This is a genomic window from Prosthecobacter fluviatilis (assembly GCF_055388355.1).
In genome coordinates this window covers 622,229-637,319 of the sequence record NZ_AP043782.1, presented here as the reverse complement: position 1 = coordinate 637,319, position 15,091 = coordinate 622,229, and the positions used below count along the sequence as shown (strand labels likewise).

The 15,091-nt window shown below is 61.4% G+C and carries 9 protein-coding genes; 7 read left to right on the top strand and 2 right to left on the bottom strand.

From position 1 onward, the window contains the following. Positions 1-64: 64 nt before the first annotated feature. Entirely contained in the window at positions 65-3,541 is a 3,477-nt protein-coding gene (locus tag ACZ5WW_RS02220; RefSeq protein WP_377169623.1) for a DUF1553 domain-containing protein, read from the bottom strand. Between the two features lie 61 nt (positions 3,542-3,602). Continuing rightward, positions 3,603-4,586, bottom strand: coding sequence for a heparan-alpha-glucosaminide N-acetyltransferase domain-containing protein (locus tag ACZ5WW_RS02215; protein WP_377169621.1), 984 nt, complete (start codon positions 4,584-4,586; stop codon positions 3,603-3,605). Between the two features lie 79 nt (positions 4,587-4,665). Here ACZ5WW_RS02215 and ACZ5WW_RS02210 point away from each other — a divergent pair, with 79 nt between their 5' ends. The 7 genes from ACZ5WW_RS02210 to ruvB all read left to right on the top strand — a co-directional run bounded on the left by ACZ5WW_RS02210 (position 4,666) and on the right by ruvB (position 15,033). Continuing rightward, positions 4,666-7,239, top strand: coding sequence for a CehA/McbA family metallohydrolase (locus tag ACZ5WW_RS02210; protein WP_377169619.1), 2,574 nt, complete (start codon positions 4,666-4,668; stop codon positions 7,237-7,239). Next, positions 7,236-7,625 carry a cytidine deaminase gene (gene cdd / locus ACZ5WW_RS02205; protein ID WP_377169617.1) on the top strand — a complete coding sequence of 130 codons (390 nt, stop codon included), beginning with the start codon at positions 7,236-7,238 and terminating at the stop codon, positions 7,623-7,625. The genes ACZ5WW_RS02210 and cdd overlap by 4 nt, the downstream gene beginning before the upstream one ends. A gap of 10 nt (positions 7,626-7,635) precedes the next feature. Beyond that, a complete protein-coding gene (locus tag ACZ5WW_RS02200) occupies positions 7,636-8,505 on the top strand; it encodes a D-hexose-6-phosphate mutarotase (protein WP_377169615.1) in 870 nt (289 codons plus the stop codon). Between the two features lie 177 nt (positions 8,506-8,682). Next, positions 8,683-9,966: a phenylacetate--CoA ligase family protein gene (locus ACZ5WW_RS02195; RefSeq protein WP_377169613.1), complete on the top strand. Its 1,284-nt coding sequence runs from the start codon at positions 8,683-8,685 to the stop codon at positions 9,964-9,966. A gap of 106 nt (positions 9,967-10,072) precedes the next feature. Then, positions 10,073-10,747, top strand: a complete 675-nt coding sequence (locus ACZ5WW_RS02190) for an ABC transporter ATP-binding protein (protein WP_377169611.1) — start codon at positions 10,073-10,075, stop codon at positions 10,745-10,747. Further along, positions 10,744-13,932, top strand: coding sequence for an FtsX-like permease family protein (locus tag ACZ5WW_RS02185; protein ID WP_377169609.1), 3,189 nt, complete (start codon positions 10,744-10,746; stop codon positions 13,930-13,932). Before ACZ5WW_RS02190 ends, ACZ5WW_RS02185 begins: the two co-directional genes overlap by 4 nt. A 96-nt stretch (positions 13,933-14,028) precedes the next feature. Next, positions 14,029-15,033: a Holliday junction branch migration DNA helicase RuvB gene (ruvB, locus tag ACZ5WW_RS02180; protein WP_377169607.1), complete on the top strand. Its 1,005-nt coding sequence runs from the start codon at positions 14,029-14,031 to the stop codon at positions 15,031-15,033. Positions 15,034-15,091 lie beyond the last annotated feature (58 nt).

Here is a 15,091-nt window from a genome sequence, read left to right as displayed (position 1 = left end):
TGTCAGATGTGGAAATTACGCCACTCCCAAACAGTTCTTGCGAAAGCGAACAAAAGTATCGGCTTCAGTGATTAAAAACGAACTCCGCCGAGTTCAGCAGGCTCCACATCACGTCCTCGATGGCGGCCTGGCGGCTGGCGGTTCCGACATCCACGGCCTTGCCAGCAATGGCGGCCTCTTCAGGGGTGGGCAGGCGTGAGTAGCTGGCGAGGTAGAGCTCCTCCACGATCTGCGCGGGCTTGAGATCACTCTTGGCCAGGCGCGCAGCGCGGCCTTTGGCGCTGACGAGCATGTCCTGAAGCTTGGTGGAGTTCATAAGATGCAGGGCCTGCACCACGCTGGGCTTGGCGTCGCGCTCACAAGGGCATTCAGAGCTCGCGTTTGGGCGGCCAAAGGCATCCATGAACTGGCTTTCAAGCTTGTGATTCCAAGTTTGCTTGGCCAGGGTGTCCGAAGGCATGCCGGAGAAAGTCTCGCGCACCTCGGTGACGGTGCACACGGCATCGAGTAGAGTCTCAGCGGGCAGGCGACGGCGGTAGCTGCGGCTGTAGTTTTTCAGATCAGCAACATTCGTCTCGTTCGGCATGCTGCTGAGACGGTAAACCTGGGATAGCATGATGGTGCGCATCAGGTGCTTCAAATCGTAGCCATGCTTTACAAAATCCTGCGCCAGCCAGTCCAGCAGCGCCGCATTGGTGGGCGGGTTGGAGGCGCGGAAGTCGTCCACGGGATCAACGATGCCGCGCCCCATGAAGCTGGACCACACGCGGTTCACGATGGCAGGCGCAAAGTAGGGGTTATGCGGATTGGTCATCCAGTCGGCCAGCGCGGCGCGTGGATCCGTGGTCTCGGGAATGGCGATCTCCTTGTCCGCAGGCGGGCGCGGCTTCAGCGTGGCTTTGGTGACGGGATGCTCGATGCCCGCACTGCCAGGTGCGAACCACATCTGCTCGGGCTCACCGCTGATCGGCGCGGAGATCCCCTGCCCCTTGCGCTTCATCTGAGTGAAGAACGCAGCCATCTGATAATAATCGGTCATGTCCCACTTCTCCGTCGGGTGGTGGTGGCATTTGGCGCACTCAAGGCGTACACCGAGGAATATCTGCCCCACAAAGGTGGCGGCGTCCACGGGCTCGCGTTTGTCGCGCCAGACGGCCACGGGGCCGTTGTGATGCGTGTTGCCCTGCGCGGTGAGCAGTTCGCGCACCAGCTGGTTCCAGGGCTTGTTTTCGCGGAAGCTCTGGCGCAGCCATTGGTCCAGCAGATACACGGGCTTCACACCCACGCGGGAGGGATTGGGACGGATGAGGTCTCCCCATTTGATGGCCCAGTGGTCTGCCCACTCCGGGCGCTGCAAAAGTGCATCCACCCACTGCTCGTGCTTTTTCGGGTCCTTGTTCGCGGCAAAGGCGCGCGACTCCTCCACCGTGGGCAGCATGCCGATGGCATCCAGCGTGCTGCGGCGCAGGAACTCCGCATCGCTGCAGGTGTCGCTGGGCAGGTGGCCGAGCTTTTGCAGGCGTGCATACACGAGCTTGTCGATCTCGTTGCGCACGGTCAGCCCGGCGTAGCGCTCCGGAGGCAGCAGCTTGTCCGCAGGCACCGCCACGCGGGAGATGGCCACCTGCCCCATATAGCGCGCCACAATGACGGTCTCGCCGCTTTCATTTGTGGTCTTCATGTGACCCTCCTCATCCACCGTGGCGATGGACTTTTCTGAGGAGATGTAATCTGTCAGACCAGTGACATCACGCGTGGTGCCGTTGCTGTATTTCGCAGTAACCTTCAGGCTGCCAGCTTCGTTTTTGCGGTAAGTCTTCTCCGCCGGTGAAACGTCAATGCCCGTCAGCGCGGGCTGGTTGGGGGTCTCGTACGGCATGCCCTGCCGTATCCATTCTGCGATGGTCTTTGCGGAGTCGGAGTCCGGCTCAAAACGCTGACCGCCCTCGTGCTGCACACGCACCACGGCCTTTTGCAGCAGCAGGCTGTCCTCCGGCTGTGCGGGAAATACCCGGCGTCCGCGGGAGTCCTTCACCAGCTCCATGTAGTCCCCCTTGGGATCAAAGGCAAAGATGGAGAGCTTGAACCCTGCCTGCCCTGAAGATTTGGCATGGCAGCTGCCGAGATTGCACCCGGCCTTGCTGAGCACGGGCAGGATGTCCTGCGTAAACGAGAGCGCTTGGGGATTGGGCGCGGCGGGCACGGCTGCAGGACCATCCAGCTTGATGATCTTCTGCTTTTCATCGATCTGGTAAACCTCTCCACCATCCGTGGCGGCATACACATTCTTGCCGTCAGCGGCGCTCACGGCGGCATTCGGCACGCCATCGAGAGCGCCGAGGCGTTTGTCTGTGCCGGAGTTGAAGGCAAGACGCACACCGTCATGTGCCTTCAGCTCGGTCACACCATGCACATGGCCATTGTCATTGAAGTAGGTCAGGCTGGTGGAGTCAGGCGACCACAGCAGCGCATTCACCGGCGTGGTTTTGTCCCCCAGCAGCATGATCATCTCCTTGCTGGCGATGTCCCAGACTTTCAGGTCTTTGTCCGCGCTGCCGGTGGCCAGCCACTTGCCGTCCGCATTGAAAGCGACCGCCACAATGTGACCCACATGCCCCTCGATCTTGGCCGTCTCCTTCAGAGTGGCGGCATCCCACACCTTGGCCAGATTGTCCGCGCCGCCTGTGGCGACCTGCTTGCCATCTCGGCTCAGCGCAAGGCTCAGAATGTTGTCTGAATGCGCCTCCACCGTCTGTGCAGGCTTGGACTCGCCAAGCTTCCAGCGGTGCAGGATGCCCTTCTGGCTCATGGCCCCGTCTGCCAAAATGAGCGTGGTCTTGTCCGGCACGAAGACGAGTCCCGTCACACGCCCCTCCAGCGGAGCGGCCAGTGTGTGAGCCACCTTCCAGTCCGCCGCATTCCAAACCAGCACGCTGCGATACCCGCCCGCTGCCAGCAGGCTGCCGTCTGCATTCCAAGCCAGCGACTGCACCACGTCCTTGTGCCCTGCCAAAGTAGTGACCACCGGAGCAGCCTGCGCCGAGACATCACGGATCAGCACCTGATTGCCACGGCCCACGGCCAGCCGTTTGCCATCAGGACTAAGGGCGATGGCCGCCGAGGGCGTGTGCCCGGCAGGCAGCGCGGCCAGCTTGTCCGCAGGCGTGAGTTCGCCAAACTGCTTCAGCGCCGCATCATCCCACGGTGCGCCTGCATTCACCCAGGCCTTGAGCAGGTTGATCTGCTTTTCCGGAAGCTGCTTCTTCGGCGGCATGTGGGCATCGCCGGGGTCGCTGAGCGCTTTGATCAGCGCGCTGTGGTCGGCATCCCCTGAGATCATGGAGGCCCCGTTTTCGCCGCCCTTCAGAGCCAGGTCGCGCGTCTCCAGAGAGAGACCGCCCTTCTTTTTGTCGGCATTGTGGCAGCCCAGGCACTGCGTCTTTAAAAGTCCCATTGCCTGCGCCGGATGCACCTTCGCCACCTCGGCGGCGAGCGGGGTGGTGAGCAGAAACAATGAGATGACGTAGCGGCTTTGAATCATGGGGAATGATTCATCTACGGCTGAAACCGCACGGCTCTTGCCGAGCTCGTGGCGGGTGCTGTCAGGCGCGGCTGCTTTTTGCACGCATCTTACGCCGCTCATTCCCCCACCCTGCCGCCAGCGAGAGCACAAAGAGCAGGACGAAGATGCCAAACACCACCGACATAGGCTGCGTGGGCCCAATCAAAAACTGCAGCGGCTGCCTGGGCAGCGGCACGGCATGAATGAGCAGCAGATGCACCACGTAGAGAGTCAGGGATTCCCGTCCCGCGAGGTGCAGCCACCCGGTGGCCGGACCGACGCACTCTGCCACGCAGGCCACCACCACGGCGGCCATCAGCACCCAGCCCAGGCGCTCCAGAAAGAACTCCGGTGCTCCGCCCGGCCAGGGAGACCATGGCTGCGCAAAAGCCAGCAGCGCCCCCATAGCAAACACAAGCACCGCATGGCGGTCCGGCCTGCCACTCCAGAGGCTGCGCGTCAGAAACCCTGCCAGCCCAAAGCCCACCCAGGGAAACAGCGCGAAGAGCGAGCCCTGGCTGCGGTTGAGGTATTGGTCTATGACCAGCAGCCCCGTGTGCCAGTGCTCGGCGGATGTTTGCAGGCCGACAAAGAAGAGCAGCAAGAAAGCCGCTGCCACCGGCCTCCAACGGCCAAAGCGCTCGGCCAGCAGCATGAGCATGCCGCTGATGGCCAGACAGTGCAGCACATTGACCGTGCAGGCGGCGCGCCATGCCTGCGCATGAAAAAGATCATTCCACGGCACATACATCAGATACCCGATGAGCAGCACCATCAGCAGACGCCTGAGGGCAGGCAGCGCTGGCTTGGGGGCTCCGGCAGTGATGTGCGCCCGCACATAGCCCGCGATCCAGAAGAAGGCGGGCGCGATGAGCCCGTGGTAGTAGCTCATCTCCCGATACCACGCCGTTTTCTGCAGGCCTGCCTCGAGAAAGGTGTTGGCCGAGTGCGTCCACACCATGCCCAGCACGGCCAGACCACGGAAAAGATCGAGCCAGAGGAGACGTTTTGAAGAGCCGGGCACGCACGAGAATAACTAATTTGTTTCCATTCACAAGATGTGACTCCGTGCGGCGTTGGTTACAGCTCTCATTTTCCAACTCATGAAGTCAGCCCTTCTGCTCTCCCTCCTCATGGCAGGCTCATCACTGCCTGCCGCTGAAGTCTTTGAAGCCGCGCTCGGCCGCGAAACCGAACTGCCCAAGGGCAAGGAGGCAGACGGCATCCTGGGCGACTTCGTGCTGCGCAGCGACAAGGTGGAGGCGGTGATTTCGCAAAATTCGCCGAATCGCCGGGCCAACATGAGCACCTTTTACGGCGAGGACGGCGTCACTCCCGGCTGCCTGTATGATCTGACCCTGCGCGGCGCGAACAACGACCAGCTCGTCGTCTATGGCCCCTGCGGCCACGGCCATGTGAGCTATGTAAAGATAGCCAGCTCCAAAGAAAAAAGCGAGGCCGCCGTGGAGTCTGTGACCACCGCAGCAAAAAATGGCGGCGTGTACAAGCGTCATGAATACCGCGTGAAGGACGGCGTGCAGGGCATCTACATCACCACCACCCTGCGCAACGAAACCGACAAGCCTCAGGTCGTTTTCACCAAGTCTGACTTCACCCGCTTTGACTCCACCGGAAAGACCACGGACGGCATCTCCTGGGCAGACGCCATCAATCCGGCCCACAAATGCGGCTACGCTGTCGGCAACCTCGAAATAAAGGGCGCTGACAAAGTGGAGGACAACCTGAGCCTGGCCCCAAAGCAGGAAGTGGTCATCTCACGCTTCTTCGCCATCGGCACCTCGCCAGCGCAAGCGGTGGGCGAGTTTCGCTCCGTCAAAGGTGACAAACTTGGCACGGTGAGCGGCACGATCGCCGACGGCAGCGGCAAAGGCGTGAGCACAGCCAAGATCGTCGTGCCCGAAGGTGACAAAGGCATTCCCGCCTATCCGGATGCCGATGGCAAATACAGCCTCAAACTCCCGCAGGGACCGGCCGAGCTGCAGGTCGTGGACCTGGGCCGCACGGACGCCAAAATCTCCCTGACCGTGGCCGAAGGAACGACCGCCGCGCCCAAGGTGACCATGTCCGGCGCCTCGCGCATTCGATTTGAGATCACCGATGAAGCCGGCAAGCCCATTCCCTGCAAGGCCCACTTTGCCCCGCTGGACGAGGGCGCGCCAAAGCTCGATCTCGGCCCCAAGTGGCGCGCACACGGCTGTGTGGACCAATACATGAGCGAGAACGGCCATTTCACCCAGCAGCTGCCCCCGGGCAAATATCACGTCGTGGTAGTCCGCGGCCCTGAGTACGCCCACCTGAAAAAGGAGATCACACTCGAAGCCGGAAAGGAAGCCGTCTTCAAAGGCACGCTCAATCGTATCGTGGACACCAAGGGCTGGATCAGCGCCGACTTCCACAACCACAGCACCCCCAGCGGTGACAACGTGTGCGACACCGACGGACGCCTGATCAACATCGCGGCGGAGAATCTGGAATTCACCCCCACCACCGAGCACAACCGCTTCTATGACTGGGAGCCAACGATCAAGGCACTGGGGCTGGAGAACCACGTCAAGACAGTCAAGGGCATCGAGCTGACCGGCAGCCGGCAGCACGTCAATGCCTTCCCGTTTGAGCCCGAGCCGCTCAAGCAGAACGGTGGCGCTCCCGAATGGAATGACGATCCGCGCATCACCGTGCTGACCCTGCGCCGCTGGCAGACGGAGCGTGCGGACCGCTGGATCCAGTTCAACCATCCAGACCTCTCCAACATGTTCATCGACCGCGACAGCGACGGCATTCAGGACGGCGGTTTTGTGGGCGTGGGCAGCATGATCGACGGTGCCGAATCTCAGAACGGCGCAGGCACCGAAATCCTGGCCGAGTCCCCTTTCACTCTGAGCCGGCCCAAAGGTTCGCTGGCCATGAAGGTCTCAGCAGTGCGTGAGTTTGTGTGGCGCCAGCTGCTGAACCAGGGCCTTCGCGTCACCGCCGTGGGCGTGGCAGATGCGCACTCGGTCTATGGCAATGGCGTCGGCTGCTGGCGCTGCTACCTGCCCAGCAGCTCTGATGAGCCCGCCAAGATCGACTGGTCGGAACTCTCCCCGCATGCCAAGGCCGGACACCTGGTGCTCAGCACCGGTCCCTTTCTGGAAGTGACCACGCAGAACGGCAAGATCGCCGGAGACGATGACCGTTCCACCGGCGGCATCGACCTCAAGGTGCGCGTGCAGTGCACCGACTGGATGGACATCGACCGCGTGCAGGTGCTGGTGAACAGCCGCCCGGACCCCAAGCTCAATTTCACCCGCGCCACCCACCCCCAGATGTTCAAGAACGGCGTGGTGAAGTTTGATGAAAAAATCCATGTGCCTCTGCAGCACGATGCGCATCTCATTGTCGTAGCCATCGATGAAGACGGCGACCAAAAAACCTGCTACGGCACCAGCGACTACGCCAAGGTGCGCCCCTGCGCTTACAACAACCCCATCTATGTCGATGCCGACGGCAACGGGTTCACCCCAAACGGCGACACCCTCGGTTTTGACCTGCCCACGGGCGGGCTCAAGGCGGACGCGGCCAAGGAAAAGCTCAGCCGCGCAGGTCTGATCAAAGATGGGCCGCAATCTGCTGCACCGGCACCTGCCGCAGAGCCGAATAAGAACAAGAAGAAATGATGACTGTAGCCTCCGCACTCCTGGAATCAGCCACCGCCGCTGCCGCGAAAGCTTACGCCCCCTATTCGCACTTCCAGGTCGGCTGTGCGCTGCTGACTGCGAAAGGAAACCTGTTCACAGGCTGCAACGTGGAGAATGCAAGCTACGGCCTGACCATTTGTGCGGAGCGCAGCACCATCTTTCATGCCGTGGCTGAGGAGGGCCCGGGCATGAAGATCGCTCAGCTGGCGGTGGTCGCGCTGGGACAGGAGTTCCCTCCCTGCGGGGCCTGCCGGCAGGTGATCGCTGAGTTTTCAGGGGCGGAGACGCCCATCTGGTTCATGAGAGATGGAAAACCGGTGATGCTTACAACGGCGGAGTTGCTGCCAGCGAGCTTCAAGTTATGAGTGGGTCTCCATGACTCTCCCACCCTCCGTCACCCTTGCCGAAGACCCCGCAGGCTACCCCATCCTCATCATTGAACATGCTTCGGCGACGGGCCGCATCGCACTCAACGGAGCGCATGTGACGGACTGGATTCCCGAGGGGCATGATCCAGTGCTTTACATGAGCGCCGAGGCGGTGATGGAAGTGGGAAAGCCCATCCGCGGCGGCATCCCGGTCTGCTGGCCCTGGTTCGGCCCGCACCCGGCAGACAGCAGCAAGCCGGCGCATGGCTTTGTGCGTCAGATGCTGTGGGAGGTTGATGCAGCCCGCGAGACTGAAACGGCAGTGGAGATTGTGCTCAAGCTTTCAGACTCTGCCGCTACAAAAGCTTTCTGGCCGCAGGCCTTCTCCACACGGCTGCACGTCCACATGGGCGCCACTCTGCAGGTCACTCTGCAGGCTGCCAACACCGGCACCACTGCCTGGAGCATGACCGGAGCCCTGCATACCTACCTGAATGTGGAGGATGTACGCAAAGTCAGCATCCACGGCCTGCACGGCACCCAGTATGTGGAAGGCCGCCTGTCCCCTGACAAACGTCCGCAGCACGGCACCATCGCCATCGATCAGGAAGTGGACCGCATGTATGTCTCTGATGCCACCGTCATCGTGCATGATCCGCTGTGGAAGCGTGAACTGGTCATCGAAAAAGCCGGCAGCCTGGCCACCGTGGTGTGGAATCCATGGATCGAAAAATCCAAGCGCCTCGCAGATCTCCCAGATGAGGCCTACCCGGAGTTTCTCTGCATCGAAGCCGCCAATGCGGGAGAGGATGTGGTGACCGTGCAGCCCGGCCAGGAGCACCTGCTGATGCAGCGCATCGAGGTGCGAAAACTTTAGCCCTCTCTGTGGTGCTGACACCCACACTTTGAATCCATTGCGTATGGGTGGCGAAACCCGAATGTGCGAATTCAGCTGGACATTCGGATTTTTCCACCCTGCGTTATTTTGGATCCGTCATTTTCTCAATCCACCCCACTGCTTGACCCCGTCCCATGCCTCGCCATGTCTGGGGTCATGTCCGATGGCCCACCATTGATTGACCGGGTTCGTTTGCGTTCCAACCAGTGGCGCAAGCTGCGCTCCATCGTGCTCAACCTCGCCACGACGGACAGCTTTTACGGCAAAAAAATCCGTGAATGGGAGCTGAAGGTGAGCCGGCTCAACCGGGTGGACGATTTCATCGCACAAGTGCCCTTCACGACGAAGGCTGACATCCAGGCAGACCGCGTTGCTCACCCGCCATTTGGCACCAACCTGACGCGGGCCATCAGCCAGTACACACGGTTTTGCCAGACCAGCGGCACCAGCACCGGAGTACCGATGGCCTGGGTGGACACACCTGAGAGCTGGGATGCCATGCTCAAATGCTGGCAACGCGTGTTTGATGCGGCAGGTCTGGTCAAAGGGCGCGACCGCATTTTCTTCGCCTTTTCATTTGGTCCCTTTCTTGGCTTTTGGACGGCCTATGAGGCGGCGGCCAAGGATTACCTCATCATCCCTACGGGTGGCATGTCCAGCCAGGCCCGGCTGGAGGCCATGGCGCGCTATGGCGCCACCGTACTATGCTGCACGCCCACCTATGCACTGCGTCTGGGGGAGCTGATCGGCTCGCTTTCCGGGGTGGACCGCACGAGCCTGCGGATCAACAAAATCATCGTCGCAGGTGAAACAGGTGGCAGCGTGCCCGAGGTGCGCAAGCGGCTTGAGGAGCTATGGCAGGCCCGGGTGTTTGATCATCATGGCATGACCGAAGTCGGACCGGTCAGCTATGAGACAGAAGACATGCCACGGGACCTCGTGGTGATGGAGGAATCCTATCTGGCTGAAATCGTCGATCCGAAAACCGGCGTGGAAGTGGAGGACGGCCAGCACGGCGAGCTGATCCTTTCCACACTGGACCGCACCGCCTGCCCCCTGCTGCGCTACCGCACGGGAGACTGGGTGAAGAAGAAAACCCATCGCGGCCGGCTGATGCTCGAAGGCGGCATCCTCAGCCGCGTGGACGACATGGTCGTGGTGCGTGGCGTGAACATTTACCCCAGCGCAGTCGAGGCCGTCGTGCGGCAGTTTCCCGAAGTGGTCGAGTACATGGTCGAGCAGCGCAAAGTGGACGCCATGGACGAGATCGAGCTCGTGGTCGAAATTTCCGGCAATGCGGCCAAACCGTTGATCAAACGCCTGGAGGCCAAGCTCAAGGACACTTTTTCACTGCGCATTTCGGTACGGCTCGCCGAGCCCGACAGCCTGCCGCGGCATGAGTTCAAGGCGAAGCGCTGGCGAATTATTCCTGCAGAGTGAACGGTCTGCAGCGTTTCAAATGATGAAACTCGAATGACAATCCCGGCGTCGTTGACGCCACATTTTCCTGCTGTTCAACCGCCACCTGTTTGTTTACGCTCACACCATGCCACTCATCCAGCTAACCAACGTTTCCAAATCCTACACCGACCCAGGCAGCGGAGCACAGGTGCCGGTGCTGCGCGGCATCAATCTCAGCATAGATGCTGGCGAGTCTGTGGCAATTGTAGGCCCCTCGGGGTGCGGCAAAAGCACCCTGCTGAACATTCTCGGCACACTCGACCTGCCAGACTCGGGTGACATCCTGTTTGACGGTGATTCATTGGCCAGCCTGACGGCGCAGCAGCTTGCCGCAGTGCGCAGCCAGAACATCGGCTTCATCTTCCAGCTGCATCACCTAATGCCGCAGTGCTCCGTGGTGGAAAACGTTCTTCTGCCCACGCTCGCACTGAAGTCGGCTCCGGCAGACGCCCTGCAGCGTGCTGAGTCACTTCTGGAGCAGGTGGGCCTCAAGGACCGCATGAACTGGAAGCCGGCACAGCTTTCGGGTGGCGAGCGCCAGCGCGTGGCCTTTGTGCGTGCCTTGATCAACCAGCCGCGGCTCATCCTGGCCGATGAACCGACCGGCGCCCTGGATGAAAACAGCGCCGAGGCTCTGACCGACCTGCTGCTCCAGCTGCAGAAGAGCAGCGGGGTCACCCTGATCATGGTCACACACCATCGTGCACAGGCAGACCGAATGGGCCGTGTGCTGACGATTCACGAAGGCACCCTGCAATGAAACTCACGGATTACGTCCTCCAGTCTGCGCGCCACTACTGGCGTGGTCATCTGGGCCTGCTCTTTGGCACCTTCCTTGCCGGCACGATCCTGACCGGCTCCATGCTGGTGGGAGACTCTGTGCGCGCCAGCTTGGAGCGTGTGGCGGCCATGCGCCTGGGCAAGGTGGAGGGCGGCGTCCTGGGCGGCGACCACTGGTTCACTGAAAACCTGGCGCGCAAAACCCACTCGGCCCCTGTAATTATCGCCACAGGTGCGGCAAGCGCCGCAGGCGGAAAGGTGCGTGTAAACGGCGCCCAGGTGCTGGGCGTGGATGCTGCTTTCTGGAAGCTCAGCACGAGCTCAAAAAGCATCGCCTTTGACAAATCATCCGTGGCCGTCAACGAGCCGCTGGCACGCAAGCTGGGCGTGAAAGTGGGTGACACCATCCTCGTGCGGCTGGAGCGCCCCAGCGCCATCTCGCGCGACGCACCGCTCTCCGGCAGCACCAATCAGGACATCTCCCTGAGGCGCACCGTCGCCGCGGTGGTCAGCGCCGAAGACTTTGGCACCTTTCAGCTCATTGCCTCCCAAGTGGCCCCGGATTCAGTGTTTGTGAATCTTGCCGATCTGCAGAACCAGCTTGAAATGGACGGGCGGATCAATGCGCTGCTGCACCCGGAGTTCACCTCATTGCGGGCGCATCTGGAGCAAAACCGCACGCTCGAAGATTTCTCCCTGCGTCTCAAACGCATCGAAGGCGCAAAGAAGGAATGGGAGATCAGCACCAGCCGCGTCTTCATGGAGCGAAGCCTTGCCGAGAAGCTCATCGACTTCAAAGGTGCCTACGGTGTGCTGACCTACCTGGTGAATGGCATCACTTCGAAGCAGGGCGCCACCCCCTACTCCATGGTGACGGCCACAGGACAGGGCAAGGATGATGAAATCACCATCACCCAATGGCTTGCGGATGACCAGAAACTGGCGGTCGGCGACGAGCTGGAACTCAAATATTTCGCGGTAGGCCTGGGGAGGGATCTCAAGCAGCAGTCGGCAAAATTCAAAGTGGCCGCGATCCTGCCCATGGATGCCCCCAAGGTCACCAAGGCATGGACACCGGAATTCCCCGGGGTCTCAGATGTGGACAACTGCCGCGACTGGGAGCCCGGCATCCCGATGGACATGAAAGCGATCCGCGACAAGGACGAAGCCTACTGGGATGAGTTTAAAGGCACACCGAAAGGGTTCATCTCGCTGGCGGCAGGCCAGAAGCTTTGGGCCAACCGGTTTGGCAATCTCACCGCGATCCGCCTGCCGAATGAAGGCCAGACCATGGAGGCCAAAAGCAATGCGCTCGCGCTGCGCCTGAAGCTTGCGGACGTCGGTCTGGTGCCGCAAAATTTCAAACAGGCGGCAGGCAGCGCCGCCAAGGGCAGTGTGGACTTCGGCGGCCTCTTCATCGGTCTGAGCATGTTTTTGATCGCGGCTGCCCTCGTCTTTGCAGCCTTGCTCTTTCTCTTCACGCTGGAGCGTCGATCCTCGCAGATCGGCCTGCTGCTGGCCGTCGGCTGGACACGCGGCATGGTGCGGCGTGCGTGGCTGCTGGAGGCTGGAGTCGTCGCCACGGCGGGCATCGGCCTGGGCGTGTTTGGCGGCATGCTGTACACGCAAACGGCGCTGCATGGCCTTTCGGCTATCTGGACCGGAGCTACTCAGGGGCTGCCTCTGGTGTTCAGCGCCAGCCTGGGCACCGTATGCAGTGCGGCGCTGGGCACGCTGGCCGTGGTGCTGCTCACCCTGGGGTGGGCCAGCCGTAGGCTCTTCAAAGTCCAGGCGCGTGATCTGCTGACCGGTTCCTGGAGCGATGACCTGGCTCCTTTGCAAAAGAAGCATGGCGGCAAAATGACGCTGATTTTTGCGGTTGTGGCCATGGCTCTGCTGCCTGCCGGATTTGTGATGAAGAACCCGGAAGCTGTCGCTGGCATGTTCTTCGGCTCCGGCATGCTGATGATGATCTCAGGTCTTCTTTTGCTGCGTGGCTGGATGCGCCGGGACAGCGGCACCATGGCACGCTCGCTCCGGCAGATCGGCCTGCGCAATATTTCGCGCCGACCTTCTCGCAGCCTTTCGGTGATCGGCATGATGGCAGGCGGCATCTTTCTGGTGGTGGCGGTCAATGCTTTCCGCATGAGCGCGGGAGACCCCACCGAGCGTCACTCAGGCACTGGTGGCTTTGCGCTTGTCGGAGAATCATCGCTGCCGGTGTATGAAGACCTGAACGCGAAAGCGGGCTGGGATGCCTTTGGTCTGGATGAAAAGCTCATGCCGCAGGCACGGGTGGTGCCCTTCCGTGTACGTGAAGGAGATGACGCCAGCTGCCTGAACCTCAACCGTGCCCAGAAGCCCGTGCTCGTGGCCGCAGACCCAGCCAAACTCGCCGGAACCTTCGCGTTTACCGCAGGTGCATGGGACATGCTCAATGAACAAGCCTGCATTCCTGCCATCGTGGACCAGGCTACCGCCATGTGGGGCCTCGGCAAAGGTCTGGGAGACATGATGGACTATCAGGACAGCTCTGGAAACACCTTCCAGGTGAAGATCGTCGGCTTGCTGGCCGGCTCGATCCTGCAGGGCAAAATGGTCATCAGCGAGAAGGACTATCTGTCGAAATATCCGGATGCCGCAGGCTACCGCTTCTTTTTGATCGACGCCAAGCCAGAGCGGTCTGCCGAGCTCGCCGAGCATCTCACACGCCAGCTTGAGCAGCGCGGCCTCGCTCTGGAGCCCACTCAGCAGCGGCTGGAGCTGTTTCTGAGCGTGCAAAACACCTACATCGGCATCTTCACCGTGCTGGGTGGCCTAGGCGTGCTGCTGGGCACAGCCGGCATCGGCGTGCTCATTGCCCGGCATGTGCTGGAGCGGCGCGGTGAGCTGGGCCTCATGCAGGCGCTGGGCTTCCGAGCCGGAGTGCTGCGGAGCATGATCATGGGAGAGCACAGCGTGCTTCTGGTGCTGGGCGTCTTCCTCGGAGTGCTCACCGCAGCACTGGCCGTGCTGCCACAGTTGATTGAGCGTGGAAGCGGGCTGCCTCTGGGCTTCCTCGTTGAGCTCATCGTCGCCGTCCTCGCCTTCGGCCTCGTGGTCTGCGCCATCGCCGTCGCCACCGCCGTTCGCGGCCGCCTCACCGATTCCATCCGGCGGGAGTGAATGGTCTTTACCCCGCTGCCAAGATTTGCGCACATCTGCACGAAGAGCCGTGCGCCTCATCTTGCACTCTGCGCCGCGCACGCTCCTATGTAGGCAGTGAATCCCGCGCTCAACGACCCCGACTCCCCCTTTGATCTCGCCCTGCGCCCGGCGGATTTCTCCGAGTTCCACGGCCAGACCAAGGTTAAAGAACAACTGCTGGTCATGGTTGAGGCTGCCAGAATGCGTGGCGAGTCTCTTGATCATGTGCTGCTCTGCGGCCCTCCTGGGCTTGGAAAAACCACGCTGGCCAATCTCATCGCCAACGCCGTGGGCACCAAGCTGCACACCACCAGCGGTCCGCAGATTGACCGCGCGGGAGATCTCGCCGGCATTCTCACCAATCTGCAGGAAAGGGACATCCTCTTCATCGACGAAATCCACCGCCTGCATCCCAGCATCGAGGAATACCTCTACCCCGCCATCGAGGACTACAGGCTGGACATCATCATCGACCAGGGGCCGAAGGCACGCACCATCCGCATCGACCTGCCACCTTTCACCCTGGTGGGGGCAACCACCCGTGCGGGCATGCTCACCGCCCCCATGCGCTCTCGCTTTGGCATTCCGAACCGGCTGGACTATTACACGCCGGAGGAGATCCAGCACATCCTCATCCGTTCCGCGCGTTTGATGAACGTGTCCATCGAGCCTGCGGGCGCGATGGAAATTGCGCGACGCTCGCGTGGCACACCGCGTATCGCCAACCACCTCCTCCGCTGGGTGCGCGACTTCGCCCAGGTGAAGGCGCAAAACATCGTCACTGAGGATGTGGCACAGCAGGCCCTGACGATGCGTGACATCGATGAGTCCGGCCTGGATGAGATGGACACCCGCATTCTGGAGGCCATCATCGGCAAATTTGACGGCGGCCCCGTGGGCATGGGCAGCGTTGCTGTCGCCGTTGGTGAAGACACCAGCACGCTGGAAGACGTGCACGAGCCCTACCTCGTGATGCAGGGCTATCTCAAACGCACCCCTCGCGGCCGTGTCGCCATGCCTGCCGCCTACCGCAAGCTGGGACTCATCCCGCCGAATACCGGTCAGTCGGAGCTGTTTTAAAAAGCACTCGCGAGCTTTAGCTCGCTCTGGAAGACATGGCTCGCAACAGGCAGGAACG